We start from the raw sequence: 25,559 nt of genomic DNA, 5'->3' as shown, positions 1-25,559 counted from the left end.
GAGCTCCTACATCCCCTTCTGGCACGGGCTTTTTGTTGAATCCCGTATGGGCCTGTCCAAGTACAATGAGAAGCGGCACTTCAACGAAACGCCGGAGCCGGAAGGGAAACGCAAGTCGTCGAAAGGCGCGCTCCGCTTCGTGGTGCAGAAGCATGATGCCTCGCACCTGCACTACGATTTCCGGCTGGAGCTGGGTGGGGTGCTGGTCAGTTGGGCCGTGCCGAAGGGACCCTCACTCAACCCCGCCGACCGGCGCCTCGCAATGCACGTGGAAGATCATCCGTTCGACTACCGCAACTTCGAGGGAATAATTCCCGAAGGCAATTACGGCGCTGGTGTCGTGATCGTCTGGGACGAAGGCACCTACCACCCGATCGGTATGGAAGATGCCGGTCGCAGGGAGCAGGAGCGGGTGATGCGCGGAATGCTCGCTTCGGGCAATATCAAGATCGTGTTGAGCGGTGAGAAGCTGACCGGTGAGTTTGCCCTGCACAAGATGAAGGACGATCGCTCCTGGCTGTTGATCAAGCACCGCGACAAATCGGCCTCCGATAAGGAGGTGGTCCTGAAAGACCGCTCGGTCAAAACCGGCAAGACCATCACCGAGGTGGCGCTTGCGCATGGAACGACTCCCAATCACCCCGACCAGAAGAAGGCCTCGAAAAAAGAAGCGACGAAGATCGCGGCGAAGCCGGAAGCCGCCGGCGGCGACGGCAAGGCGGGCGAGGCAAAGCAACCCCGTAAATCGGCAGCCGCGAAAAAGACAGCAGCGGCTGGAAAAAAGACGAGGCGGAAAAATCTCAACCTGAAATCGTTATTGGGCGGGCACTTCGCGCTGGCGAAGGAAGTACCGATGCCCCAGCTGATGCCGCCGATGATGGCCACGCTCGTCGACGCGCCTTTCGACGATCCGGACTGGCTCTACGAAATCAAGTGGGATGGATACCGGGCCGTGGGCTATGTGCAGCAGGGCGATGTGGAACTTATCTCGCGCAATGAAAAGCCCTTTACTGATAAGTACACGCCCGTTGCCGAAGCGATGGCGGCACTGCCCTTCGATGCCGTGTTCGACGGGGAGATCGTGGCAGTTGACGAGAGGGGACTCGCTAACTTCCAGTTGCTCCAGAACTGGCAGAACGCCCCGGTGTCGCTGCGGTATTACATCTTCGATGTTCTCTGGGTGGGTGGTTACGATGTGACCGCGGTACCACTGCTGCAGCGGAAAGCGTTGCTTCAGTCGATCCTTCCTGCCGGCGATCCGGTATTGCACTACAGCGATCACGTGCTGGGCAAGGGTACTTCGTTCTTCAAGGCTGCTCTCCGGCAGGGCCTCGAAGGGATCATGGGCAAGCGGGCCGATAGTAGTTATACAGTCGGGGCACGCTCGCCCGACTGGCTTAAGATCAAGGTGAACCAGCGACAGGAGGTCGTTATCGCCGGATTCACGGAGCCTCGCAATACGCGCAAATTTTTCGGGGCCATCCTGCTAGGTGCCTACCAGGGCGATGAGCTCGTTTACGTGGGGCACTCCGGATCGGGCTTCAACAGGAAAAGCCTCGAAGATCTGTACCACCGAATGCAGCCGCTGGCTACCGACAAGTGTCCCTTCGAAAAATGTCCCAAGGCGAATATGCCCGTAACCTGGGTGAAGCCGAAGCTCGTGTGCGAGATCAAGTTTACCGAATGGACGCGCGAGGGCATTGCCCGCCACCCGATTTTCATGGGTTTGCGGAGCGACAAGAAAGCAAAGGATGTTCGTATTGAGATCAGCAAAAAGACAAAAACCATGGTGAAGAAATCTGCGCCCGCCAGGGCCGCCAAGTCCGCTCCGAAAAAAGCTGCTCCGAAAAAAGCTGTCGTGAAAAAAGCAACAGCGCGGGCGAAGAAATCGGCCCCGGCCGCCCGCGCTGCTGCGAAAAGCAGCGGCAGTAAAAAGAGCGGCAAGGGCTCGAGGCAATTGAGCGAAAGCGAAGGAACGCAGGTGGAGCTCACGATCAACCGCCAGCCCCTGACACTAACCAATCTCGACAAGCCATACTGGCCGAAAGAGGGACTTGTAAAGCGCGACCTCCTTAACTACTACCTGCGGATGGCGCCCTGGATCCTGCCCTACCTGGAGGGACGGCCCGAGTCGCTGCACCGCCACCCGAACGGCATTGCGGGCCCTCATTTTTTTCAGAAGGACATGAAAGGGAAGGTACCCGGTTGGATCCCGACACATACCGACTTCAGCGAGTCGACGGGGCAGAACGTTCATTACCTCGTTTGCAACGACGAGGCGACGCTCCTGTACATGGCCAATATGGGCTGCATCGAGCTGCATCCCTGGCATTCGCGCAGCGACCGCTGGGAATACCCTGACTGGTGCCTCATCGACCTCGATCCCGAAGGCGTTGGCTTCGACAAGGTGATCGAGACGGCGCAGGTTGTGCGGCAGGTTCTTGAAAATATCGGAGCGGCTAGCTGTGTGAAGACCTCCGGCTCCACCGGTATTCACATTTACATTCCGCTTGGCGCGAAATATACGTACCCGCAAAGCCGCCAGCTCGCCGAGCTGGTTGTGAGCCTCGTGCACCGCGAGCTTCCCGATCTTACGAGCCTCGAGCGCAGCCCTTCGAAACGCAAGAACCGCATCTACCTCGACTTCCTCCAGAACACCGAAACGCAGACGGCGGCCGCGCCCTATTCGCTGCGTCCCAAGCCCGGTGCGCCCGTAAGCACCCCGCTGCATTGGGACGAGGTGAAGAAAGGATTGACCCCGCAAACCTGGCACATTAACAACGTGTTCGACCGCGTGCAGGAAGTGGGCGACCTGTTCAAGCCCGTGCTCGGCAAGGGCATCGACCTGGCCAGGGTGCTGAAGCGGGTGGAAGGATTGTAGTTTGGAGTTTGTAGTTTGGGGTTTGGAGTTTGGCTCCGCCCGCTAAAGCCTCAGCGAAGGCGGGAGTTTTGGGTTTGCTAGTTCCGCTGCCTCCAACAATTCAAAATCCGTATACTTCCTGACAAGAAGCGGTTCAGGGTTTGTTTCGACAGTCTGTTTTCCAGATCCGTAGCATTGTCCGGGCGGCGCGTCAGCGCCGTGCTTTCATTGCCCCGGACTTGAGTCCGGGGGCGTGGGCAGAGCACAGTAAATGCGGCGCGTCAGCGCCGCCACTTCTTCAGCTCGGACTTTAGTCCGAGGCTCCTGATGAACTAAGCTGACTCTGGGAGAATCCAAGCAACAACAATTCGTAATTTGGATAGCCAACAGCAGCTGCCTGCGTTGCCAACCCCACAGCTTCTTATGCTTACTGTCTTTCATCCTGATGCCTACTCCGTGTTGAATCCCGACTTCGGGCCCGAGCTCTGGTCGGATGAGAACCAGTTTACCGAGGGGCCCGTGTGGAACCCGGAGGGCTATTACCTGTACAGCGACATCCCCGCCAACGTCATCTTCCGGATCGACGGGAAGGGGAGCAGGTCCGTATTTATACGGGACAGCGGCTGTACGCTCCAGGACCGATCTTTCCTCTCGGAACAGGTCGGCTCCAACGGGCTCGCCTACGACAGTGCCGGGCGTCTGTATATCTGCCAGCACGGCAACGGCGCCATTGCGGTCTATGAAAACGGATCGCTTCAATCGTTCCTGCCCTCGCCCAACGACAAGCCGTTCAACAGTCCCAACGATATCGTCGTGGATCGAAGCGGCGCCGTGTTCTTCAGCGATCCGCCGTATGGACTAAAAGACCAGGGGCTGCGTCCCGACCTGCGGCAGGCGGCCGCCGCCTTCTATTGCTGGCGCGATGGATTGCTGACGCCCTTTTGCCACGAATACCAATTCCCGAACGGGCTTTGCCTCGCGCCCGATGGTGGCACGCTGTACGTAGGGTCGAGCAAGCCCTTCGAGCGGCGCCTGCTTGCGTACGATGCCGCATCGCTCGAGCGGCAGCGCCTCGTGGCCGAAGAGAATTGCGATGGCCTCAAGTGCGACCCTGCCGGCAACCTGTGGCTGTGCACAAAAGAGGGTATCCTGCTGCTCCGTCCCGATGGAGCGCGGCTTGCGCTGATCACGCTCGACAAGATCCCGGCGAACTGCTGCTGGGGCGGACCTTCCGGCCGCGACCTGCTGGTTACCGCCCGCGAGAACGTATACTGTCTCCGCGACCTCCTGCGGTAACGCCCGGTTCATCCTGTATCAATGGAGCAGGTAAGGTGCGATGATCCGTTGCCAGATGGCATAGCCCTCGGGTTTCATGTGGAGTCGATCGCCCACGTACAGCTCCTCGCGCATATGTCCGCCGGCATCGAGCATGGCGCCGTAGACGTCGATGAAGTCGGCGTTCTTCTGGCGGCGGATGAATTTCCGGATGGCTTTATTGGCGGCCTGCACCTTGGGCTGGATGGAGGCGCGCACCGGGCTCGGCTTGATCGACACATAGCTGATCCGCGCACCGGGCAGGTAAGCACGCAGCTGCGCAAAGAGCGTTTTCACGCGCAGGAGTGCTTCGCCGGCCGTGATGCTGTCTTTCGACGCAAGGTCGTTCTCTCCGCAATAGATCAATACCTGTTTGGGATTGTAGGGCGCCACCACATCGTAAAAGTACCGGCTGACATCGGGCAGGGTGGAACCGCCAAAGGCCCTGTTCAGGATCGGGAAGCCGGGAAAAGCGGCCTGTACATCGGTCCAGCGGGTAAACGACGAGGAGCCGATCAGGAGGATGGGCTGCGCCGGGGGCGGGGTGGCGCTGTCGGCTTTTTTGAAGGCCAGGATGTCGCTCCAGAAGGCCGGGGCGGTCTGCGCCGCGCCGTTCAGGCCGGCGAGGAGGAGCAGGAAGAAAAGTAGCTGTTTCATGAGCAGTGCGTTAACCGCTGGACTAAAGATAGGCACGGTGGCCGTCGGCAGGCCGCGGCAAAAAAATACCCCCGCGTTGGCGGGGGCAGGGGTTTTCGGTGTGTCGGTTCAGCGGCGTGCAACGGGTATCCCGGTATGGGCGCCTTCTTCGGTATCGATCACAAAGGTTTGCGCGGGCAGGCGCTTGCGGCCTTCCACCTGCAGCACAAGCTGCACGTCGCGGCGGGCGATATCGACAAGGAAATAGCGGTCATAGTGCTGGTCGCGGACGGTTTCGGAAAAGAGCACTTCGCCATCGGTATCGCTGATGCTGATGTCGAGGGCCTCGGTACCGGGCTTGTCGAAGCGGATCTGGAACATCGGGCGGCCGTCGATGGGCGCTACGCGGATGATGCTGACTTCGGGGGCTGTCGGTTCGGTCGAAGTTTGCGCGGAGGCAGACAGGGTGCCGGCGGCGATTGCGGCAACAAAAAGGGCGAGAGGCTTGCGGTTCATCAATTGCTTTTTCATGTTTTTCATTGTTTACGGTGCATAAAAACACATAGCAGGCATCCGTTTCATGAGCAAGCGATCGCGGCAAGCGGTCGTAAGAAAATCAGGACAGAAGACCGGTGATCCGGTGTTCGTGCTGCAAACATAGTTCCGTCGCAGGCCGTTGCAGCCGCAAGTTTTGGCTGTTGCTCGCCTCGCCAAACGCAGGTTGATGCCCGGAGAGCCGCGCTGACAGGGCATCTTATGGAGCGAAACGTTTTTTCGCCAAACGACGAACCTTAACAGCATGCCTATTGCTCAACCGGCAAATTGGCCTACCTTCAACACCTCCGTTCAGGAGCACCCTTTGAAACGAATGTTTTTCTCTATGGCTAAGATCACTTTTGCAAATCAGAATGCAGCTTTTGGTACGGCGCTGCGCCGTGCAGTTGATGAATACTTCCGCGAGCGCGGAATCAAAAAGACCGGCAACTGGCGCCTCTATCACAAGGCGGTCATCATTCTCCCGGCAACCGCGCTTTTCTATGTCCTCCTCCTGTCGGGCGTACTTCCTACCGCGCTGGCACTGATACTTTCGGGCACGATGGGCCTTATGCTGGCCGCCATCGGCTTCAACGTTATGCACGATGCCTGCCACGGCGCTTTCTCGAGCCGTCGCTGGGTCAATAATATCCTCGGACTTTCGCTCAACGCGCTTGGCGGCAACGCCTTTTTCTGGAAGCAAAAGCACAACATCCTCCACCACACCTATACCAACGTGGAAGGCCTCGATGACGACATCGCGCAAAGCAAGCTGCTGCGGCAATGCCCGTCGCAGCCCTGGATGCGCCTGCATAGCTACCAGCATCACTACCTGCCGGTGGCCTACGGGCTCACGATGTTTGTGTGGGTGCTGATACGCGACTTCGACAAATACTTCCGCCGCAAGATCCACAACACGCCCCTGCAGCCGATGAGCGTCCAGGAGCACGTGCTGTTCTGGGCCAGCAAGGCGCTGTACGTCTTTTTCTATATGGCCTTACCGATCTATTGCGTGGGTTTCTGGCCCTGGCTTATCGGCTGGAGCCTGATGAACGTGGTGGCGGGGATCGTGCTTTCGTACGTATTCCAGCTGGCCCATGCCGTGGAAGGCCCGGTGTTCGAGAACGGACACGAAGACCGCGTGCTGCCTTCTGAGTGGGCGGCCCACCAGGTGCTGACGACGGCCAACTTTGCGCCGCGCAACAAGGCCCTGTCCTGGTTCGTGGGCGGGCTGAATTTCCAGGTGGAGCACCACCTCTTCCCGCGCGTGGCCCACGTGCATTACCCCGCACTGAGCCGGATCGTGCAGGAGCAATGCAACCGTTTCGGGTTGCCGTACCACTGCCACCAGACTCTGGGCGGGGCCATCAAATCGCACTTGTACATTATTAAGGAACTGGGTCGCCGGCCGCAGGAGGCAACAACCCAGGTAGCGCACGCCTAGCAGCGTGCGCCGCCGCTGTTAAACGGCTTTGCGCACGCCCATGGCCAGCAGGCCGCGGTCGCCCTGGCGGAGCAGGTACGTAACCTTGTCTCCTTCCGCGATCGGGAAGTTGCACTGGTCTTTGTGCACGAAGATGCGCTCGCCTGTCGTCGCATCCTGCAGGAATCCAAAGCCTTTCGACTTGCTGAAATACTGCACCACGCCGGTGTGCATGCTGTCATCGGCGATAAAGTGTTCGGCCTTCGGCACCGCATCGGGCACTTCTTCCAGCTTGTACACTTTCTTCTTTTTGATATCGACGGGCTTCTCGGTAAGGTTACCGTTCTCGTCGAGGTAGGCGATCATGTCGTCAAAAGAGCGGGAGCCCTGGTCTTTGCGGGCCTGTTTCTTTTCCGCTTTTTCCTGGCGCTGCTTGCGCTTGCGGTTTTCCATTTCCCGCTTGTTGAAGGTTTCTTTCGATTTTGCCATTCGGAATTTTTGGTGATATAAAAAGCCCCCCGTTTGGGGGGCTTTGTAAGTTAGTGAAAAAACGCTTACCAGCGGTTCTGCTGGCTGCGCTCGGGTCGTGTTTCTTTGGGGCGGGCTTCCATCACGCGGATGTTGCGGCCTTCAACAGAGCCGTTGTCCAGCTCAGCGATGGCTTTGCGGGCAGCCTCATCGTCAGACATTTCCACGAATCCAAAACCTTTGGATTTGCCGGTGAATTTGTCCATGATCACCTTGGACGAGGTTACGTCGCCGTACGGAGTGAAAAAACCACGGAGATCTTCGTCCTGGATGTTGAAGCTTAAGTTCGATACGTAAATGTTCATACTTGTTTTTTAACAGATAAATAGAAATCTGAGAAAGGCAAGGAGTAGTAGCGAACTAAAGTGCTGAGGCAGGATAAGTGCAAAGGCAGGATAATCGACAGATACTAGATGCGCGGCTCAAATGTATAACTCAATGAAGGTACGCCTTTTTCCGCGAAGGGGCAGTTTTATTTGCGGGCGCACCGGTCATCTTGTTGTTAAGAGTTGTCCCTTCCGGGGATTACTTGATCGTCTCGTCGTCATCGCTCGTCGACACCAGCTCGGGAGTGTGGCGGATCGACAATTCCCACTTGGAATTAAGCGTGAGCTCGAAGGTATCATGCTCGAAAAGCGCGCGCGACTGCTGGTCTTCAAGCAGCAGCTGGGCGAGGTCGTTGGCGAGCGGCTGGTCGATGATCACGTTCTGGAGGCGGCCTTTCTCAAGCCCGATGGAGAAGGGATAGCCCGACTTGCGCTTCAGCCCTACTCGCTCAAAGTCGCCCGCATTGAGTTGCAGGGATTGCGGGCCGGAGCGGGCGCGCTTCATGACGATGCGGATAGCGGGGAGGTACTTGTTCCAAAGCGTAGTATACATAAACTGAGATTTTGAGATAACAATGTTCAAGTTAAAGAAAATCACGCAGTCGCTCGGAGCGGCTGCGATCGCGAAGTGTCTTGAGCGCCCGGTCGCGGATCTGCCTGATCCGTTCGCGGGTCATATCCATGCGCTCGGCCAGCTCACCCATGGTGATCGCCGGCACCCCGCCCACACCGAAGAGCGCACAAAGCACCGAGCGGTCGCGGGTTTTAAGGGTCGCCAAAAACCGCTCCAACTCAATGTGCAGCGACTGCGTATGCACGAGCTGCTGGTCCGACTCATCGTCACCGAACAGGCTGTCGCCCATGGTGAACCCTTCCATGCCCGGCCGCTCGGCATCGAGGCTTTCGTGGCGGTCGCCGATGCGGGAGGCCACCGCAAGCTGCTTCGGGTCGATATCGAGCGCTTCGGCTACCTCGGCAAGGGTCGGGAGCCGCTGCTCATCCTGCTCGATCCGGTCGGAAGCGCGTTGGGCGCGGATACCAAGGCCGAGCTGGTTGGCCGGAAGACGCACGAGGCGTCCTTTTTCGTCGAGCGCCTGCACGATGCCCTGGCGGATCCACCACACGGCATAGGTGATGAACTTGAAGCCGCGGGTTTCATCGAAGCGGCTGGCCGAGCGCACCAGGCCGAGGTTGCCCTCGTTGATGAGGTCGGCGAGCGACAGGCCGCGAAACTGGTACTGCTTCGCCACCGACACCACAAAACGCAGGTTGGCGCAAACCAGCTGCTGCAGGGCTTCGTCCGATCCCGCCCGAATTTCCTGCGCAAGGCGCTGCTCCTCGTTGATATCCACCATCGGCATCCGGTTGATGTCGGCAAGGTAGCGATCGAGGCTGTCGCCTTGGCGCTGGGTAAGGGACGGGTTGATAACGAGTTGTCTCATAGTCAGGTTGGGGAGCCGTGCTTCTCAGCGGTGCGCCGCCCGGTAAGCCATTACCGCAATCAGCAGGAGGGCCACGAACAGAAGCAGGGTGCCGAAGACATACATCGGCCGGTTCAGGTTGCTTCCGTAGCGGTCACGACGCATGGTTCTGTTTTTCAGGAAACCCGCCGGACGAATTGCCGGAGGTAGTCCTGGATGATTTCGCGAAGGCCGCGGTCGATGCCGCCGCTGCCCGAGGTTTTGCTGTGCTGTGCCAGCAGGCGCCGGGCCTCCGATTGAAGCTCGGAGCGGAAGCTGTGCACATGCTGGTTGCACAGTTCCTGGTAGCGCTGCTCGTCACGCCGGCGGTCGAGTCGTCCCGATTGCGCCAGGAATTGCCTGACGCGCTCAAAATACAACTGCTGGGCAGCCGGGTGGTACGAAGCAAGGAGCTGGTCACCGCCGGTCATGGCTCCGTCCATTGCCGCGGAAGCGATAGTTGGTAATCGGGCCGGTGCCTACCTTGTAGGAGCCGCGGTTTTGCAGCGTGGGGGCTTCTTCAACCGTCAGCTTGTGGCCTTGCCAGTCGCTCCCGTTGAGGGAAGCCACGGCGCCGGCGCCGGCCTCGTCGGCCATCGTCACGTAGCCGAAGCCACGCGATACGCCGGTAAAGGCATCCATGGCGATCTCGGTCTGGCCGACACTGCCGAAGGGGGTGAAGAGTTCGTTGAGCTCGCTGGAGGTTACGCTGCCCGGGAAATTAGCGACATAGATTTTCATGCATTCCGGTTTTAAAGGTGAAATGAACAGGAAGCAGAAAGTAAGGGAAGAAAAACGGGAAGAGGCGTTCCGGTACTGATGCCCGATGCTCAGGGAATTGAATGAAGGTACGCTTATTTCAGCGCCCCGGCCGTATTATTTTCCCTGGCAAGGGCCCCTGTTCCCAGCACCAGCTCCTCGCCCGACAGGGCAAAATAGAGGTTCTGCAGCGTGTGCAGGTACCGGATTTCACGGGCGAACGGACGGTGCGAAAAATCAAGCGCCGTATAGTCGCGGTCGAGCTCCAGGTGGTACGACCGCTCGGTCTTCGGGTGCTGCCACAGCTTGAAGTGGCCGTCGAATTTGTAGGAAAGGCGCTCGAGCAGCTCGTCGCTCAGCGGCACGGGGTTCAGCTTGCGGTCGTTGCATTCGCAATAGTGCGCCCCGCTTTTCGAGTGAAAGCCGATGCCGGGTGTGCCCTCAAAGCCCGGGTCGTCGTTGAGAAAGGTAACAGGGCAGATTTCCGTTCCCGCCAGGATAAAGTTGCCCAGGCGGAATTCATTGATGTGGATCATGATTTCTTGATTAAGGATGGCTCGCAGGTACTGCCGGAACCGGTCGGTCTGCGCACTGTTCGGGGGCGCGCCGGCAGAAGCGAAGGAGATAACCCTGATGCAGCAAGATTCGAGCCCCGAATGGCGTACCGCCGTGCCGGAACGAAAGGCCCGGTCCCCAACCCGGCCGCGCAGGTAAATCTTCGGCCGGCCTACCGGTTATCCGGAAAAATTGCTATTTTGTTGTACGCCCTGCCGTTGATCGTCTACTAACGTGCAACAAACTCGAAGGCAGAGGCGGTCCGCCCTAAAATAACCATATGAGCCTGAGCCGCGTGTATTACGTTGAAGCCGATCCCGACGATGCCCTCCGGATAGCCGGCGCCTTCCCGGGCACCGGGTATGAGGTGCTGCTGTTTGCCCACCCCGTGGCGCTGTTTCACCGGCTGCGCAGCGATGAGCTCCTTCCTTCGCTCATCATACTCGACATCCACCTGCCCGCGATGGACGCGCTCGAAGCCCTTCGGCTCCTGAAGGCCGAGCCCAAATTCGCGCGGATCCCGGTCGCGCTCCTCGTGGGCAGCCCGGAGCCGGCGCGCACGCAGCCCCGCAAGCAGCTGCACCTGCTCAAGCCCGACCAGTTCCCGTTCTATGAATCCATCGTGGCCCGCCTCCTCGATAAAGCGGGCCCCCGCGCCGGGCGGCCGGCCGTGGCGCCAGCGGTTCACGAGTGTGTCATTCCCCGCGAAATGGCCGCTCACCCCAGCATCCGGCGACTCAACGAGCGAACCCGCGAAGACCTGCGGCGCATCCGGAAGATCGGGTAAGCCGGGCATTGCAGTCGGTTACAGGTAGCGCAGCCAGGCCTTTTCGGGGTGCGCGGACTTATAGCGTCCATACCAGCGGCATAGCGGGTAAAGAAGCAGCACCACGCCGATCCAGATGGCATAGACCCATCCGAGTCCAACGCCGCTCGGCCCCTGCGGCCTCCCGAAGTTGGTTCCGAAAATGAAGTCAGCCGGCCGGTATCCCTGCAACAGCACGATGGCGAGGAGGATCGGGTGGATGAGGTACCAGTGCACGAGAAAGTAGAATAGCGGCACTTTTCCATAGGTCGTGCTCACCCGGGCCAGGGGGCCTTCGAGGTTCTCCGTGGCGGCCAGCAGCAGGAACATCAGCCCGAGAAAAAGCAGGGTAAACTGCAGCGACGGCGGGTATTTCGTCACATTCAAAAACGACAGGACGGTATAGAGCGCATTGTGCTGCACCCGCCAGGGCAGCGGGTCGCCGTATACATTGAGGGCGCGTACCAGCACGAATAGCAACAGTGCCCCGAGGCCAAGCTTTGCAAAAATCGCTTTGCGGCCGGCGCTGCTGCGCTCGAATAGCTTGCCTGCGGCAAAGCCCGTGAGCATGATCCCCAGCCAGGGAATTGGCGGGTAGCCCATGATGAACAGGTGCCCGCCACCCAGCGGGTAGGCCATCGGCCCGAACAGCGGCATCAGCACCTGCTTCACAAGTGAGGTTTCGGTCAGCGGCACGAGGGGCGCGAGGTCGTGGAGGAAGATGATGGCGATTCCCGCGATCGCAATGTTGCGTGCCGATGCGTTGAGCAGCAGCGACAGCACCAGGAAGCCGGTGCCGATGGTTGCGATAACGTCGAAGAGCAGCACGTTGAAATGCAGGTCGAACCAGATGCCGAAGTTGACGAGCGTGAATTCAAGCAATAGCAGCCAGAGCCCGCGGCTAAGGAGAAAACGGCGTGCGGCCGCCACATCGTTGCGGTTGCGCAGGGAGATAAACGCGGACGTACCCGAAAGAAACACAAAGGTCGGCGCGCAGAGGTGCGTGATCCAGCGCGTGAAGAAAAGCGCGGGTGTTGTTGTGGCGAGGTCGGTGGGCGACTGCGTGATCGACGACACATGAATGAGGTCGCGCGTGTGGTCGAGGGCCATGATGATCATCGCCAGGCCACGAACGATGTCGATGCTGCGGATGCGGTTCATATCAGGGCTTTATCGGGTAGGAGGGTTGCAGCAACCGCAGTGCGTTGATCACCGCGGGATGCAGGATGGTCGCATGGTCTTCCCCGGGCAGGTAGTCGAAATACACGTGCACCGACTTGCTTTTTGTTTGCCGGATCATGTCGGCAAGCACGTTGGCGTCAACCTCCATCACATGGGGATTGTCGCCCGGCACAAGGCCTTCCTTGCCCACGCCGATGTACACGTCGACCGGCTGCGTGAAGCTTTCCTGCAGCAGTTCCGGCTTGCGCTCGAGCAGGGAGCCATTGTCCCACCAAAGGCTCGGGCTTACGATAATGTACTGCGTGAACAGGGCCGGCCGGGTAAAGAGGATCTCGGTGGCGAGCAGGCCGCCCAGCGACTGCCCGATAAGCGTGCGTGTTCCGTTGACCCGGTATCTTTTTTCAATAAAGGGCCGCAGCTCTTTTTCCAGGAAGGCGATAAAGCGGGCCGACTTCCCGGTGGTCGGGTAGTGCTGCCGGTCTTTCTCAATACGCGTCGGGTAGGTGAAATCGCGCCTCCGGTCTACGCTCGCAATGCCCACCACGATCGTCTTCGGCACACGCTTGATCCAGGGGAAGCTGTAATACTGGTACAGCCCCGCGATATGGATGAAATCCTCGTCGGCCGACCCGTCGAGCAGGTATACGACCGGGTAGGTCGTTGTGTCGTTGGCCGAATAACCTTCGGGCAGGTAGATATTAAGCGTGCGCGTTTCCCCGAGTTCGGCGGAGCGGAGTTGCTCGACGACACCGAGGACAAAGGGAACTGGTTTGGCTGCTTCTTTCGACGGCGCCTGCGCAGTGGCCGGGAGCAGGGGGGACAGTGCAAGCGCGAGAAGGAGGCTGCGGATGCACGTACGGGTTCTGACAAGACGAAGGTTCATGGGCGGGCCTTTGGTACGCGGTAAAGCTAATGGGCAGTCCCGTTAGTCGCAGCACATATCCACCAACAGCGACTTCTGCCCTACGGAAAGCAGGCTGCGCCCCCTGTCCGGGTTGTTACCGGCCCTCGAGTCCCGCGAGCACGGCTTCCTTGTAGTTGCGTCCGATGGGAAGCTGCTTGCCGCCCACCTCCACGTCGGTGGCGGAAAACGTCTCGACCTTGTCCTTCGCTACGATGAACGACCGGTGGATCCGGAGGAAGTTGTTCTGCCGCAGCAGCTCCTCCACTTCGCTCAGGGGATACTTGGTCAGGATGGAGCGGTCGCGGGTAGTGATCCGGATATATTCCTTGAGGCTTTCGACGTAAAGGATCTCGTCGAGGCAAACCTTTACCCGGCGCTTATTGACATTGAAGAAAAGATGCGGCCGCGCACCGGGCTGCAGCGGCGACAGCGCGAGTGTTGGCGCGGCTGGTACTTGCGGCGCCACCTTGTTGACGGCAGCCAGGAACCGGCCCCACTCAACGGGCTTCAGCAGGTAGTCGACCACGTTGAGCTCATAGCCCTGGAGGGCATAGTCGGGATGCGCGGTGGTCACGATCACCTTCGGTGGGTTGGGCAGCGTGCGGAGGAAGTCGAGCCCGGTCATTTTCGGCAAATGAATATCGAGAAAGAGAAGCCCGATGGGTTCGCGCTGCAGCACGTCGAGTGCGTAGAGCGCATCGGGGCAGGTGGCCCTCAGGTCGAGGAAGGGCACGCGGCCGATGTAGTCCTGCAGCACTTCGGCGGCGAGGGGCTCGTCTTCAAGCAACAGGCAGGGGATGGGCTGCATGGGTTTTCAGGTTGATGGTGAGTGTAACGGTGAACAGACCGGGCTGCCGGTCGAAGGAGAGGTCGTAGCCGGAGTACAGCAGCTCGAGCTGCCGCTGTACGTTCGACAGGCCGATACCTTCCTGCAAGGCAGTTGCCGATGCGTTTTCCGTACTGTTTTCAATGGCAAAGGTCAGCAGGCTTCCCTTCAGGAGCAGGTCGATATGAATGTAGGACTCGCGGTGGCTGTCGCCGGGGCCGTGCTTGAAGGCGTTTTCCACGAGGGGCAATAGCAGCAGGGGCGAGACGGGCTCCTGCGCATTGTCGATCTCGCGGTAGAAGTTTACGGTGAGGCGGCTGTCGTAGCGCATTTTTTCCAGCTCGATATAGTCGTCGAGCAGGCGCAGCTCGTCGTCGATGCTGATACGGGGGCGCGCGCTTTCATAGAGCATAAAGCGAAGCAGCTTCGACAGGCGCACTACGACTTCGGGTGTCTGGTCGGACTTCTTCCGCGCGAGGGCGTAGATGTTGTTGAGGGTGTTAAAGAGGAAGTGCGGGTTCGTTTGCTGGCGGAGAAAGCGGAGCTCTGTTTCGAGGCGGCCGTGGGCCAGCTCCTGCTCGCGCTCGCGGGCGGCGCGTTGCTCGCGGTATTGCCGGATGGCAAGTGCGGCGCCTGCTACAAAGCCGATATCCATAAGCGCCACCAGGAGCCCGAGCGGATGCAGCAGCGGGAGGCCGCCGCGCCACCTGTAGATATACGGATCGATCACGAAGAAGGAGAGGGCGCGGTACAGCAACAGCGTCGCAAGGAGGGCAACGGCGATGCCGGCAATGCCGCGCCGCTGGCCGGCGTTTCCCGGCGACATTGCCGGGCGGAATGCAAAGAGGAAGTAGGTGAAAAGCAGCTTCGGCAGAAGGAGCAGGAGACAGCTTTCGATGGCAAGGCGGAGGCTTGCCGATGCCGGTGGAACGAGGCGGGTCGTGTTCACCAGGAAAATCAGCAGCACGTTCTGAACATAATAAAGGCCCCAGAAGAGCAGGTGCCGCGCCACTCGTTGCATAGGGCTCAAATTCCTAAAAAAAACCGCAGGCGCGCAAAAAACTTCGGGCGTTGCTTTCCGCTGTACCAACAACGCGCTGCGCCCTACCGGTGGCCCCGGCAGCATCAGCAGCCGAGGCCGGCGCCCGGCCCATCGGTTACGATGGCGCCGAACTGGTTGATGGCGCTGGCAATGTCGATCAACTCGCAGTTGCAGATGATGTAAAGACCCGCGATGGAGGCGAACACGATGCCTTCCGAAGCCATCTTGCGAAAGCTCTGGAAGTCCTGCGGTGTCTGAAATTGAAGCTTCACGTTTTCCATGCATCCTGCCTTTAGCCAAATCTGGGCCGAAAAGCGCCACTCCGCCGCCGCGTCAGGGCGGCGGAGTGGCGGCCGGGGTTAATTAACGCCGCGTGCGCTTAGCCGTTAACAATTTCGCCGCCATTCGGGTGCAGCACCTGGCCCGTAAAGTAAGCGCCATCGCCCGACGAAAGGAAGAGGTAGGCCGGCGCCACGTCGGCCGGTTCGCCCGCGCGGCCCATGGGTACATCGGAGCCGAATTCGGCCACCTTCTTGCCTTTGAAGGAGCCCGCGATCAGCGGCGTCCAGATGGGCCCCGGCGCCACGGCGTTGACGCGTATTCCCTTTTTGGCGAGGTTCTGGGCGAGGCTGCGCGTGAAGGTGAGGATGGCGCCTTTCGTGCTCGAATAGTCGATCAGCGACCCGGAGCCGCGGTAGGCTGTTACCGAGGTGGTGTTGATGATGCAGGCGCCCTTTTTCAGGTGGGGCAGGGCCGCCTTCGTGATCCAGAACATGGAGAAGATGTTGGTCTCGAAGGTTTCGCGGAGCTGCTCGGTCGTGATGTCGAGCAGGGACTTCTGCTCCGTTTGCGTGGCGGCGTTGTTGACGAGGATGTCGAGGCGCCCGAGCTTCTTCACGGTGTCGTTGACGATCTTCTCGCAGTGGCGCTCGCGGCGGATGTCGCCGGGCAGCAGGAGGCAGCGGCGGCTGAATTCCATTTCCACGGTGCCGCGCACCACTTCGGCGTCTTCCTGCTCGCCGGGGAGGTAGGCGATGGCCACGTCGGCGCCCTGCCGGGCGAAGAGCAGGGCCACGGCGCGCCCGATTCCGGAGTCGCCACCGGTGATGAGGGCGACCTTGCCGGCGAGCTTCCGCTCGGGCTGTGCCTTCAGGTCGCGGGGATGGGGTTTCATTTTTTCCTCGAGGCCCGGCATGGGCTGCGTTTGACGCGGCCGCAGCTTTTTCGAAGCGCCAGCTTTTTGCATAGAAATAATTTTCGGGAAGGGTCAAAAAATTTGTGCCGCGAATTATCCGGGCTCCCTATATTTGCAACCCGATCAGGGATTTAGGTCCGGATCGGCAGTTCTTACACCGACCCGATTTCGCTTAAGGTACGTCGGGCAGAGAGGGGGATTAGCTCAGTTGGCTAGAGCGCTTGCATGGCATGCAAGAGGTCACCGGTTCGACTCCGGTATCCTCCACCAACGTTCTCCGGATCCTCCGGCGAAGCACGAAGCTTTAAAATGGCCCTGCCGAAAGGTGGGGCTTTTTTGTGTCTTTACGTCAAGGTGGTTGGCAAGAGCGTCCCGCACGGAGTGCGGGAAGGTCACCGGTTCGACTCCGGTATCCTCCACTCCACCGTTCTCCGGAGCCTCCGGCGAAGCACGAAGCTTTAAAATGGCCCTACCGAAAGGTGGGGCTTTTTTGTGCCGTTTCGAAAACAACCCGGATGGTTACATTTGAAGCACAAACTTCGCGGCGTGTCTTACTGGGTTTATATTCTCCATTCATCCACATTGAACCAATACTACGTTGGTCATACCGCAGACCTGGAAGACCGATTGTTACGACACAGAAATTCCGGCAGCAAATCAACAAAGAAGGCACATGACTGGCAACTCGTGTATCGCCAGTCGTTCCCTACCCGCTCGGAAGCCATGCAAAGGGAGCAAGCGATAAAGAGCCGCAAGAGTAGAAACTATATCGAATCAATTATCAAGGGTGCCGGCTAGGGCGTCCCGCACGCCGTGCGGGAAGGTCACCGGTTCGCCTCCGGTATCCTCCAGTCCAAAGCCGCGCAGCAATGGCAGTTTTTGTTTTGGCGAGATCTTCCGTCAGCGCCGAGAATCAGGCGCAGGAATTCGCTCATTCGGGGCGGTTCGACATCCATATGCCCATTTGAAGTCTTGCGAAAAAACAATCAGCAAATCCCCTATTTCGACGGGAGCTTTCGGGGATTATTTAAATGATCGTTGATAACATCTTCCATATCGATATCCAGAAGATTGGACAGGGTTAACAACCACATCAACACATCTCCCAATTCTTCCTTGGCATTTTGCCTGTCCCCGCTGGCTATTGCCGCTGAAAGCTCTCCTACCTCTTCATGAAACCATAAAGCCGTATGATAGATTCCCCGTTCGTTATCCGAGGAGAAATATCTGTCTCGTACGATTTTTTGCAGTGCGGAAATTTCCATGTTGATAGGCTATCGTCAATTTTATAATTACTGTTCTTCTTTCGGTGCCGCCCGGCTTCCGCTATACAGTTCATACTCCAGCAGCCGGCAATCGATCGTGCTGTTGTAAAATTCGATCCGGCGCCTGGCTTTCAACCCGATCTTTTTTGCAAGGTCCAAATTGCCGGTAAATACATAACCATGATACCCGCGACATTTCTTTTTCATAAAATCACCGATACGGCTGTACGTTGCTTCCAGCTTAGCAACGTCACCCAGGCGTTCCCCATATTCAGGATTGACATAAAAAATGCCTGGTACGTCTGGAGGTATGTCTGTATCGGCAAAATCACAGACGGCAAAATCGATGAGGCTGGCGACACCTGCGGCAATGGCGTTCTTCTTTGCATTCTCGATTGCACGGGCACTATAATCCGTAGCAATGATCCGAAGACCGGGTACATCGGTGATTTGTGTTTCCAGTAACGCGTCCTCCTGTAAATAAACGGATTCGTCGTATCCCCGCAAGTGCATAAAAGCATAATTGGTTCTGAATAAACCGGGTCGCCTGTTGGTGGCAATCATGGCAGCTTCAATGGCAATCGTGCCTGAGCCGCACATGGGATTCACGAACGGCGAACGTTTATCCCATTGGGTAGCCAGAATTGTGGCTGCGGCCAGAGCCTCCAGCATGGGTGCCTGGCCGGGTATTTTCCGGTACCCGTGCCGGCCTAAAGACGGACCGGACGTATCAATGAATATTTCTGCACTTTCATTGTCCCAAAACAGGTTGATGACGGCGCCTGCAAGCGCTGCGCCTGTTGATGGCCTTGTGCCTGTTTTATCACGCAACCGATCCACGATGGCATCTTTCACCCGCAGGTTTGCAAACATGCTGTTGTTGATCGTCGGGTTATTCACATTGCTGGTGATGGAAAAGTAACCCCCATCGGGTAAAACATCTTCCCACGGATACGTAACCAGGTTTTCATAAATCCCATCCGCATTGTGTGCTTCAAACTTTCTCAGGCTATAAAGTACCTGGCTGGCGCAACGAAGATTCAGGTTGAGTTTTATGCAGTCGTTAATAGTGCCGTGGATGCTGACTCCTGTCAGAAATTGTTTTTCTATGGTGAATCCAAGATCTGTTACTTCCTTCTCTAGGTAAGGGGCAAGCCGCTTTGGACAAGTAATGATAACGACCGCTTTGTCAGTAAATAAGTTCATGCACGGCTAAAGGTAAATTCTTCCCGACCGTTAGGGGGAATAAAATATCTGTTACCTATAGATGTTGTGTTTGCTTGTGATACCACGATAGTAACGGCCACAAAAGCGGCAGCCCATCAATGGTAAGAATCGGACGACTACACAATGCGGGGCTTCTTTGTGACCGACCGTACGCTGTCAGGCCGTGAGCCTTCTCTTCCGGAAATCGAGGAAGCCAAACCCGAGGAACAGCAGCGCGTTTGCTGCCGATGCCCAGCATGCCTGGGCGATCTTCGGCTGGAGCTTCGGCAGGTAGGGGAAGGTCTGGAAGCTGTAGGGAAAGAAATTCACGAGACCCGATTGAAACTCGATACTGATCATCATACCCGTGATCCAGAGCGTGAGGCCGATCGCGATCGGGACAACGAAATTGCGGAACCGCAGGCCCAGCCAGAACTGGAAGGTGCACAGGGCCAGCATCGTGATATAGGTGGTTGCGGTTGCCGTCAGGAGCCGGGTTGCGTCGAAGGGCTGGCTGAGTAGGTTGCGCGCCGGGTCGGCGAAGTGTATCAGCACAATCACCAGCGACAGGTAGAGCAGGTTCGTCAGCAGGAAGAGCCCGATGAGCCGGTTGCTGTTGAGAAACTTGGCAAGGAAAACAGTTGCTTTTGTCTGTGGCGCGGCAAAGACCTGCTTCCACGTATTATTACGGTACTCGATCTGCGGCAGAAGGGTGCTTAGCAGGATCACGTACAGCGGGAAGAAGACGAGGCCATTCCGCTCCATGCCGAGCTCGAAGACGGCGTTCAGCGAGCCCCGGTGCACGGCCTCCACATCGCCGCCGCCCGTGAGTACGTTGAGCAGGAAAATGAGCGGCACGGGCGCTGCGCCGATGATCGTAAAATAGAAAGATGCGGTCCGTTTGCTCTTCAGGATTTCGGAGCGAAGCGCGGTCAGAAGTTTCATGCGTGTGCGGATGTGAGGTCAATAAATAATTGTTCGAGATCGCTTTCGCGCGGGTGCAGCAGGAACACGTCGAGTTGCTGTTCGGTAAGCCGGCGGTTGATGGCCGCCACCTGGCCCGCGTTCTCATAGGCAACGCTCAGGCCTTCGTCGCTAAGCTCGGGGCCGTGCTCCTCTAGGATCCTGCAGGCTGCTACGTTGTCGGAGGTTCGGATGAACAGGCGCGAGCCCCGCTGCTGGAAGCGGTGCAGCTCGGCGAGCGATCCCTGGAACAGCATCCGGCCCTTATAGATGATCCCTACATGGGTCACCATTTTTTCGATCTCGGCAAGCAGGTGACTCGATATCAGGATCGTCATGCCGTGTTCCTTATTCAGCTTTTTCACCAGTGCGCGCAGCTCGATGATGCCCGCCGGGTCGAGGCCGTTGGACGGCTCGTCGAGGATCAGGAGCTCGGGAGCCGGCAGCAGGGCGAGCGCTATCGACAGGCGTTGCTTCATGCCGAGCGAGAATTTCTTCGCCACTTTGTTGCCCGTGTCGGCAAGCCCGACGATCTCCAGCACTTCCTCCACCCTTGCCTTCGTGGCGCCGTAGGTTTCGCGGTATACCTCCAGGTTTTCGCGGGCTGTCAGGTGGGCATAAAGCGAAGGCGTTTCTATGAGGGAGCCGATCCGGCCCAGGATGGTTTCGCGGGCGGCGTGCAGGTGCTGGCCGAAGATCTCGATAGCGCCTTTCTGGTTGTTGAGAAGGCCGAGGAGCAGCGACAGGGTGGTCGTCTTGCCGGAGCCGTTGGGTCCCAGAAAGCCGTAGATGCTGCCGCGCTCCACGCGGAGGTTGATGTCGATGAGGGTTTGTACCTCGCGGGAATAGTGATAGGAAAGGCCGGTGGTCCGGATAATATGGTCCATGGGAGTAGGTTTTTAGTGTGGGTATGTGCCGAAGCGAGGCCCGGAGCCGCTACAGGCCATTAACTAATACACAGCTAAGCTAATTACTATGTAAAGCATGGTACGGCGTTTCGGCATGGGCGGTGAAAAGCCGGGATTGCTGGTAGCGGTGCCGCAATGCGGCTGGTAAGCTGGAGCTGGAGCGGACGCTATCCCGTATAAATACGGATGCATGTCTCTGTTCGCCGACTGTCCAAAAGCAAAAGCCCCGCCGGGGCGGGGCTTTAATCAGTACGATGATGCCTTAACTCACAACCTTGAAGTTGAAGGCGCCGTTCTGGGTGGCAGACCAGATCCGCAGCCACACGGGCAACACCGCTTCGGTGCCGCGCGCCGCGCTGATGTCGCCGAGGTCGAGCAGGTTCTCGCTTGTCCAGCCAAACTCCTGCAGGAGCGTCTTCACCTGTTGCTTGGCATCCGCGTCGTTACCGCAGATAAAGTTCGTGTGCTCTCCGCCATTGATCATGCCCGGGTTCACCATCAGCCCGCACCACATCGTGTTGAGTGTCTTAACCACACGGGCCGCGGGGAACGCTTTCTGTATTTCCTCGCCCAATGAATTGGTATTGCTGAGCGCCGGCAGCAGCGAGGGCGGTGCGCCATTGCTGAAGTCGAGCGGGTTGGCGATGTCGATAAGGACCTTACCGGCAAGGTTGGCTTCTCCGGCCTGCGTAAGCGCCTCGAGCGATGCCGCGCCCGCGGTGCAGTTGATGACGATCTCAGCGGCCGCAGCGGCATCGGCAAACGTGCCGGCGCTGGCCTTGCCTTCATTTTTGGCCACAAAGGCCTGTGCCTTTTCATTGTCAGCCGTGCGTGATCCCATGATTACTTCGTGACCCAGCGCAACCAGTTTCGAACCGATGGTATCGCCGACCATCCCGGTTCCTAATACAGCTATTTTCATTACCCGTGTTTTTTTAGTGATTCAATGTTTGCCGTACAAAGGTGACACCGCCGGGTGCGCCCATCATGGTCGATAACTTGGTTGTGCTGGTATATTCGAATGAAAGCTGGCCCGCGAGGCGCATCAGCGGTTGCTGCGGCGGAATTCGAGCGGTGTTGTTCCGGAGTGCCGCTTGAAAAATTTCCCGAAGTTGGCCGGGTCCGAAAAATTCAGCTGCCAGGCTACCTGCGCGATGTCGTAGTCGGAATACAGGATCAGCGATTTTGCTTCCGTCATGATCCGCTCGTTGATGAAGGCCAGCGCGTTCTTGCCGGTAGCGACCTTTACCGTCTGCGACAGGTGATTCGGTGTGATATGGAGCAGCGCCGCATACTCGTCGATGCTGCGCTTCTCGAGGTAATAATTATTGACCAGTTGCACATACTGTTTCACGAGCGCCTGCTGCGGGCTCGTAAATCCCTGTTCCCATTGCCGGAAGGCGGTAGCGAAATCGCGCAGCTGGTAGAGGAGCGCCAGCAGCTTCAGCGACGCAACCCGGTGCGTTTTATCGGTGCCTCCCTCGTAGGCCGTGAACACCTCTTCGAACATGGGCGCAAACTCCTGGAACCGCGCGCCATTGAGCCGGAAGAAGTTGGTATGCATCAGGTCGAAGAACGGGAACTCGGTTTCAAAATCGGGCTTGAAGAACGAAAAGCATTCCTTCCGGAAATACAGCAGGTATCCCGAAGCTGTGTCGTCGCGGAAAAAGCTGTACAGCAGCCCCGGCGATTGAAACACGAGGAAGGCATTCAGCTCGGTAACGCTGGTATTGTCGTACGTGATCTTGGTGTTGCCGGCATTGCGCACCAGCGCAACGAAATAAAAGTCCTTCTTGAAGGGCGGCTTGTACCGGTCCATGCCGGGCATATGTTCCCTCAGTCGCAGGCAATACAGGTTAGGATCGCTGGTCTGGTAGCCCGACGAAAAGGATTGGAGAAACTCATTGATCCCCTGGTACGAGCTGATGGAAAAGGGCTTGTTGGTCACCCGGTAAAGATAGCTGTTGGGGGGCAGCCCGCGGGATGACGAGCACCCTGCGAGCCTTACCTCGCCTGGCTGCCGGCACCGGTACCGCTCCTGTCGAAGCGGATGCTTTCGATGTGGTATTTTGATCCGATAGGGTACGTGTAGCGTGTGAGCCGCTTCAGCGCAAAGCCCAGTGCATAGACCGCTCCCGCAACGGCAAGCTCGGTCTTGTGTTCCGACAAAGAATAGTTGCCCTCGCGTAACCCATTGACCAGGCCCAGCGCGGTATAGCCGATCGCGCCCACCTGGAGCAGCGTTCCGGCGAGGCTGCGTCGCTTGCTGACGCCGAAGGCGCCGCTCCGGAATTCGATGGAAACACCGGGCCGGGGGAAGGCGGCCAGCGTTTGCAGCGGGTAGCCCTGCACGGGAAGCTTGAGCGTGTCGTTGCCGATCATATAATAGCGCACGATCCGCGGCTGCACAAAAACCGAATCGTTCCGCAGCGCTACGAGGTCGCCCTGCTGCCAGGCGCCGTTGCTTAGCTGGAAGGCGATCGTGCCGCCTTCCCAGTAGCGGGCAACGGTGCGGGCTCCTTTCTTGAGCAGCAGGAGTGAGCGCTGCGCGCCGGCGCCTTGTGCGAGCAGCAGGATAATGAGGGGAAGAAGCAGCCGTTTCATGATGCGCCAAAGTAAGCAAGGCGAAGCGGCGCGGCGGCAAGGAATCGTTAAAGTAACGGGCCGCCCGGTATTTTTAGGGCATGAAAATCTTTCTCTGCGCCGTGCTGGCCTCCTTCCTCATTGCCTGCGGCAGCAATGGTCCGCATGCAACGGAATCAACGACCGCGGCGGCCGGCGCGCCTGCCGGCAAAGCACTCATCGCCAAGAGCGACTGCCTGTCCTGCCACAAGGAAACGGAGCCCATGGTGGGGCCGGCGTACAACGCCATTGCCCGGCGCTACGCGGGTCGTGAAGACGCCGTCCCGACGCTTGCCGCGAAGATCATCCGCGGTGGAAGCGGCAACTGGGGCCAGACGCCGATGACGCCGCACGCGGGACTTTCGCCGGATGATGCCGATGAGATGGCCCGCTACATCCTTTCGCTGAAATAATCCAAGGGCCGAAGCTTCGGCTGGAGCAGGAAGCTGTTGTTGGAGATGCCTTCTTTCCGAGGAACCGGGAGCGCCCGGAACTGTATTTTCTTGGTACTTCACCGGCGCGGAGTAAGGTGCGGTACAATGCGTCAGGGCCCCTTCGGCTTGTCGAATTCCCCGAGGAGGCGGTTGAGGAGGCTGATCATCGTTTGCGCCAGCAGCTCGCGCTCATCCGGCGCTTCAACGGTATAGACGCTCCGCAAAGGTTTGCTGTTGATCCCCTTGCCGCGTATGGCGAGGTAGCATTCCGCAGATGCTTTTGTGTTCTGCGGGTATTGGGTGCTGGCAGGCTGCGGCCGCGGGTTGCTATCTTCCACGACGCGGCCATCAACGCCACGCAGCACGCGTGCCGGGCGCTGGTTCATGTCGGGTGGCGGTAGCGGTGTCGTGAATGGGTTCGGCGGGATCTTCCATTTGATCCGGATCGTTACGTAGCTGTCGGCGCGGAAGCCACTGCGGGTATCGTCCTCGGTGCTGCGGACAAAGCGGATGTGCTTGTTCAGCGTCAGCACATTCAGGTGCCGGAGGAGGCTGTCTATCTTATAGTCGTCGGTGAATGTGTCGGCACTGGTTGCCTCCAGCGCGATGATCGTGCTGTCCTGCGCGTTTGCCAGTGATGCAAGCGCAAGCAGCAGCACCGTGGCGAAGTATCTCATGGCAGTGGTTTGGAACCAAAATACAGCGCATTTTGGCCCGCGCCTACATTTGTCAAAATTTTTCCTGATGTCCACTACGAAAGCATACGCCGCCTACGACGCCAGCAGCCCCCTCCGCGATTTTTCCCTTGAGCGCCGGGCACCGGGGCCGCACGACGTGCAGATCGAGATCCTGTACTGCGGCGTTTGCCATTCGGACATCCACCAGGTTCGCAACGAGTGGGGCGGCTCCATGTACCCGATGGTGCCCGGCCACGAGATCGTGGGCCGCGTGACCGCCGTGGGCAACCACGTCACGAAATTCAAGATCGGCGACCTCGCCGGCGTAGGCTGTCTTGTGGACAGCTGCCGCGAGTGCCCGAAGTGCAAGGAAGGCCTGGAGCAATATTGCGAGAACGGCTCCGTTGGCACCTATAACGCGCTTGAGCGCGATGGCAAGACCGTTACTTATGGCGGCTACAGCAAGCAGATCGTAACGACCGAGGACTTTGTGCTGAAAATTTCCGATAAGCTCGACCTGAAGGCCGTGGCCCCGCTGCTGTGCGCGGGCATCACCACCTGGTCGCCGCTGCGCCACTGGAAGGTGGGCAAGGGCCATAAGGTTGGCGTACTCGGTCTTGGCGGGCTCGGTCACATGGCGGTGAAATTTGCCGCCTCCTTTGGTGCCGAGGTAACGATGCTGAGCCACTCGCCCTCGAAGGAAGCCGATGCGAAGCGCCTGGGCGCCCATCGCTTTGCGCTTACCAGCAATGCCGACACGCTGAAGGAGCTGTCGAATTACTTTGATTTCATCATCGATACCGTATCGGCCCCGCACGATTACAACAGCTATCTCAACCTGCTTAATACCAGCGGCACCATGATCTGCGTGGGCGCCCCGCCGGCACCGGCCCAGGTCGCGGTCTTTAACCTCATCATGCAGCGCCGCAGCATCGCCGGCTCCCTGATCGGTGGCATTCCCGAAACCCAGGAGATGCTCGACTACTGCGCCGAGCACGGCATCGTGTCCGACGTGGAGATGATCCCCATGAGCGCCATCAACGAAGCCTACGAGCGGATGATGAAGGGCGACGTGAAATACCGCTTTGTGATCGACCTGGCCACGCTGTAATTTTTTTGCGGGGGAGGCAACCGC

The 25,559-nt window shown here is 58.6% G+C and carries 30 protein-coding genes and 1 tRNA gene; 8 read left to right on the top strand and 23 right to left on the bottom strand.

Annotated features, from left to right (window positions below):
• Positions 1-46 precede the first annotated feature (46 nt).
• Both ligD and ACYU7Z_RS00365 read left to right on the top strand, forming a co-directional pair.
• Positions 47-2,881: a DNA ligase-like domain-containing protein gene (gene ligD, locus ACYU7Z_RS00370; protein WP_460566473.1), complete on the top strand. Its 2,835-nt coding sequence runs from the start codon at positions 47-49 to the stop codon at positions 2,879-2,881.
• Positions 2,882-3,283: 402 nt separating this feature from the next.
• Positions 3,284-4,156 (top strand): SMP-30/gluconolactonase/LRE family protein, encoded by an 873-nt coding sequence (locus ACYU7Z_RS00365; RefSeq protein WP_460566471.1) that lies wholly within the window; start codon positions 3,284-3,286, stop codon positions 4,154-4,156.
• 18 nt (positions 4,157-4,174) lie between these two features.
• Here ACYU7Z_RS00365 and ACYU7Z_RS00360 read toward each other — a convergent pair whose 3' ends face one another.
• Both ACYU7Z_RS00360 and ACYU7Z_RS00355 read right to left on the bottom strand, forming a co-directional pair.
• Positions 4,175-4,831, bottom strand: coding sequence for an SGNH/GDSL hydrolase family protein (locus ACYU7Z_RS00360; RefSeq protein WP_460566469.1), 657 nt, complete (start codon positions 4,829-4,831; stop codon positions 4,175-4,177).
• 108 nt (positions 4,832-4,939) lie between these two features.
• On the bottom strand, positions 4,940-5,341 hold the full coding sequence (locus ACYU7Z_RS00355) for a hypothetical protein (protein ID WP_460566467.1): 402 nt from the start codon (positions 5,339-5,341) through the stop codon (positions 4,940-4,942).
• A gap of 349 nt (positions 5,342-5,690) precedes the next feature.
• On the opposite strand from ACYU7Z_RS00355, the gene ACYU7Z_RS00350 reads away from it, so the two are divergent.
• A complete protein-coding gene (locus ACYU7Z_RS00350; RefSeq protein WP_460566465.1) occupies positions 5,691-6,788 on the top strand; it encodes a fatty acid desaturase family protein in 1,098 nt (365 codons plus the stop codon).
• Between the two features lie 18 nt (positions 6,789-6,806).
• Here ACYU7Z_RS00350 and ACYU7Z_RS00345 read toward each other — a convergent pair whose 3' ends face one another.
• The 7 genes from ACYU7Z_RS00345 to ACYU7Z_RS00315 form a co-directional block, all read right to left on the bottom strand.
• Entirely contained in the window at positions 6,807-7,256 is a 450-nt protein-coding gene (locus tag ACYU7Z_RS00345; RefSeq protein ID WP_460566463.1) for a cold shock domain-containing protein, read from the bottom strand.
• A 65-nt stretch (positions 7,257-7,321) separates the two neighbouring features.
• The gene (locus ACYU7Z_RS00340; RefSeq protein ID WP_460566460.1) at positions 7,322-7,600 is read right to left on the bottom strand and encodes an RNA recognition motif domain-containing protein; all 279 of its coding nucleotides are present in this window, start codon (positions 7,598-7,600) and stop codon (positions 7,322-7,324) included.
• 220 nt (positions 7,601-7,820) lie between these two features.
• Positions 7,821-8,174: a hypothetical protein gene (locus ACYU7Z_RS00335; protein ID WP_460566458.1), complete on the bottom strand. Its 354-nt coding sequence runs from the start codon at positions 8,172-8,174 to the stop codon at positions 7,821-7,823.
• A gap of 31 nt (positions 8,175-8,205) precedes the next feature.
• A complete protein-coding gene (locus tag ACYU7Z_RS00330; protein WP_460566456.1) occupies positions 8,206-9,063 on the bottom strand; it encodes a sigma-70 family RNA polymerase sigma factor in 858 nt (285 codons plus the stop codon).
• Between the two features lie 155 nt (positions 9,064-9,218).
• Complete coding sequence (locus tag ACYU7Z_RS00325; RefSeq protein ID WP_460566455.1) at positions 9,219-9,524, bottom strand: hypothetical protein; 306 nt, start codon at positions 9,522-9,524, stop codon at positions 9,219-9,221.
• Entirely contained in the window at positions 9,499-9,822 is a 324-nt protein-coding gene (locus ACYU7Z_RS00320; RefSeq protein WP_460566453.1) for an RNA recognition motif domain-containing protein, read from the bottom strand. The genes ACYU7Z_RS00325 and ACYU7Z_RS00320 overlap by 26 nt, the downstream gene beginning before the upstream one ends.
• 113 nt (positions 9,823-9,935) lie before the next feature.
• A complete protein-coding gene (locus tag ACYU7Z_RS00315; protein WP_460566451.1) occupies positions 9,936-10,376 on the bottom strand; it encodes a hypothetical protein in 441 nt (146 codons plus the stop codon).
• Positions 10,377-10,675: 299 nt separating this feature from the next.
• On the opposite strand from ACYU7Z_RS00315, the gene ACYU7Z_RS00310 reads away from it, so the two are divergent.
• A complete protein-coding gene (locus ACYU7Z_RS00310; protein ID WP_460566449.1) occupies positions 10,676-11,182 on the top strand; it encodes a response regulator in 507 nt (168 codons plus the stop codon).
• Between the two features lie 18 nt (positions 11,183-11,200).
• On the opposite strand, the gene ACYU7Z_RS00305 is transcribed toward ACYU7Z_RS00310, so the two are convergent.
• The 6 genes from ACYU7Z_RS00305 to ACYU7Z_RS00280 form a co-directional block, all read right to left on the bottom strand.
• Positions 11,201-12,361 (bottom strand): DUF1624 domain-containing protein, encoded by a 1,161-nt coding sequence (locus ACYU7Z_RS00305; protein WP_460566447.1) that lies wholly within the window; start codon positions 12,359-12,361, stop codon positions 11,201-11,203.
• A gap of 1 nt (position 12,362) precedes the next feature.
• Complete coding sequence (locus ACYU7Z_RS00300; RefSeq protein WP_460566445.1) at positions 12,363-13,265, bottom strand: alpha/beta hydrolase; 903 nt, start codon at positions 13,263-13,265, stop codon at positions 12,363-12,365.
• A gap of 115 nt (positions 13,266-13,380) precedes the next feature.
• Entirely contained in the window at positions 13,381-14,094 is a 714-nt protein-coding gene (locus ACYU7Z_RS00295) for a LytR/AlgR family response regulator transcription factor (protein ID WP_460566443.1), read from the bottom strand.
• On the bottom strand, positions 14,066-15,133 hold the full coding sequence (locus ACYU7Z_RS00290) for a sensor histidine kinase (RefSeq protein WP_460566441.1): 1,068 nt from the start codon (positions 15,131-15,133) through the stop codon (positions 14,066-14,068). Before ACYU7Z_RS00290 ends, ACYU7Z_RS00295 begins: the two co-directional genes overlap by 29 nt.
• Before the next feature lie 104 nt (positions 15,134-15,237).
• Positions 15,238-15,435: a hypothetical protein gene (locus ACYU7Z_RS00285; RefSeq protein ID WP_460566439.1), complete on the bottom strand. Its 198-nt coding sequence runs from the start codon at positions 15,433-15,435 to the stop codon at positions 15,238-15,240.
• A gap of 98 nt (positions 15,436-15,533) precedes the next feature.
• Positions 15,534-16,400: an SDR family oxidoreductase gene (locus ACYU7Z_RS00280; protein ID WP_460566437.1), complete on the bottom strand. Its 867-nt coding sequence runs from the start codon at positions 16,398-16,400 to the stop codon at positions 15,534-15,536.
• A gap of 142 nt (positions 16,401-16,542) precedes the next feature.
• Here ACYU7Z_RS00280 and ACYU7Z_RS00275 point away from each other — a divergent pair.
• Both ACYU7Z_RS00275 and ACYU7Z_RS00270 read left to right on the top strand, forming a co-directional pair.
• Positions 16,543-16,619, top strand: a tRNA-Ala gene (locus ACYU7Z_RS00275).
• A 222-nt stretch (positions 16,620-16,841) separates the two neighbouring features.
• Positions 16,842-17,147, top strand: coding sequence for a GIY-YIG nuclease family protein (locus ACYU7Z_RS00270; protein ID WP_460566435.1), 306 nt, complete (start codon positions 16,842-16,844; stop codon positions 17,145-17,147).
• Positions 17,148-17,347: 200 nt separating this feature from the next.
• On the opposite strand, the gene ACYU7Z_RS00265 is transcribed toward ACYU7Z_RS00270, so the two are convergent.
• From ACYU7Z_RS00265 to ACYU7Z_RS00235, 7 genes are all read right to left on the bottom strand, one after another.
• Positions 17,348-17,614 (bottom strand): nucleoside triphosphate pyrophosphohydrolase family protein, encoded by a 267-nt coding sequence (locus tag ACYU7Z_RS00265; protein ID WP_460566433.1) that lies wholly within the window; start codon positions 17,612-17,614, stop codon positions 17,348-17,350.
• Between the two features lie 27 nt (positions 17,615-17,641).
• On the bottom strand, positions 17,642-18,820 hold the full coding sequence (locus ACYU7Z_RS00260) for a THUMP domain-containing class I SAM-dependent RNA methyltransferase (RefSeq protein ID WP_460566431.1): 1,179 nt from the start codon (positions 18,818-18,820) through the stop codon (positions 17,642-17,644).
• A gap of 177 nt (positions 18,821-18,997) precedes the next feature.
• Positions 18,998-19,765 (bottom strand): ABC transporter permease, encoded by a 768-nt coding sequence (locus tag ACYU7Z_RS00255; RefSeq protein ID WP_460566429.1) that lies wholly within the window; start codon positions 19,763-19,765, stop codon positions 18,998-19,000.
• Complete coding sequence (locus ACYU7Z_RS00250; protein WP_460566427.1) at positions 19,762-20,670, bottom strand: P-loop NTPase family protein; 909 nt, start codon at positions 20,668-20,670, stop codon at positions 19,762-19,764. The genes ACYU7Z_RS00255 and ACYU7Z_RS00250 overlap by 4 nt, the downstream gene beginning before the upstream one ends.
• Positions 20,671-20,953: 283 nt before the next feature.
• Positions 20,954-21,613 (bottom strand): NADPH-dependent F420 reductase, encoded by a 660-nt coding sequence (locus ACYU7Z_RS00245; protein ID WP_460566425.1) that lies wholly within the window; start codon positions 21,611-21,613, stop codon positions 20,954-20,956.
• 123 nt (positions 21,614-21,736) lie between these two features.
• Entirely contained in the window at positions 21,737-22,639 is a 903-nt protein-coding gene (locus ACYU7Z_RS00240; RefSeq protein ID WP_460566423.1) for a helix-turn-helix domain-containing protein, read from the bottom strand.
• Between the two features lie 56 nt (positions 22,640-22,695).
• The gene (locus ACYU7Z_RS00235; RefSeq protein ID WP_460566421.1) at positions 22,696-23,295 is read right to left on the bottom strand and encodes a hypothetical protein; all 600 of its coding nucleotides are present in this window, start codon (positions 23,293-23,295) and stop codon (positions 22,696-22,698) included.
• Between the two features lie 80 nt (positions 23,296-23,375).
• Between ACYU7Z_RS00235 and ACYU7Z_RS00230 the strand changes: the two genes are divergently transcribed.
• The gene (locus ACYU7Z_RS00230; protein ID WP_460566419.1) at positions 23,376-23,726 is read left to right on the top strand and encodes a c-type cytochrome; all 351 of its coding nucleotides are present in this window, start codon (positions 23,376-23,378) and stop codon (positions 23,724-23,726) included.
• A gap of 131 nt (positions 23,727-23,857) precedes the next feature.
• Here the strand turns inward: ACYU7Z_RS00230 and ACYU7Z_RS00225 are convergent, their stop codons facing one another.
• The gene (locus ACYU7Z_RS00225) at positions 23,858-24,424 is read right to left on the bottom strand and encodes a hypothetical protein (protein WP_460566417.1); all 567 of its coding nucleotides are present in this window, start codon (positions 24,422-24,424) and stop codon (positions 23,858-23,860) included.
• A 67-nt stretch (positions 24,425-24,491) separates the two neighbouring features.
• Here ACYU7Z_RS00225 and ACYU7Z_RS00220 point away from each other — a divergent pair, with 67 nt between their 5' ends.
• Complete coding sequence (locus tag ACYU7Z_RS00220; protein WP_460566414.1) at positions 24,492-25,535, top strand: NAD(P)-dependent alcohol dehydrogenase; 1,044 nt, start codon at positions 24,492-24,494, stop codon at positions 25,533-25,535.
• Positions 25,536-25,559: the final 24 nt, after the last annotated feature.

This window comes from Flaviaestuariibacter terrae (genome assembly GCF_054777635.1).
The sequence above is the reverse complement of the archived record's forward strand: the minus strand, read 5'-3'. Positions and strand labels throughout refer to the sequence as shown.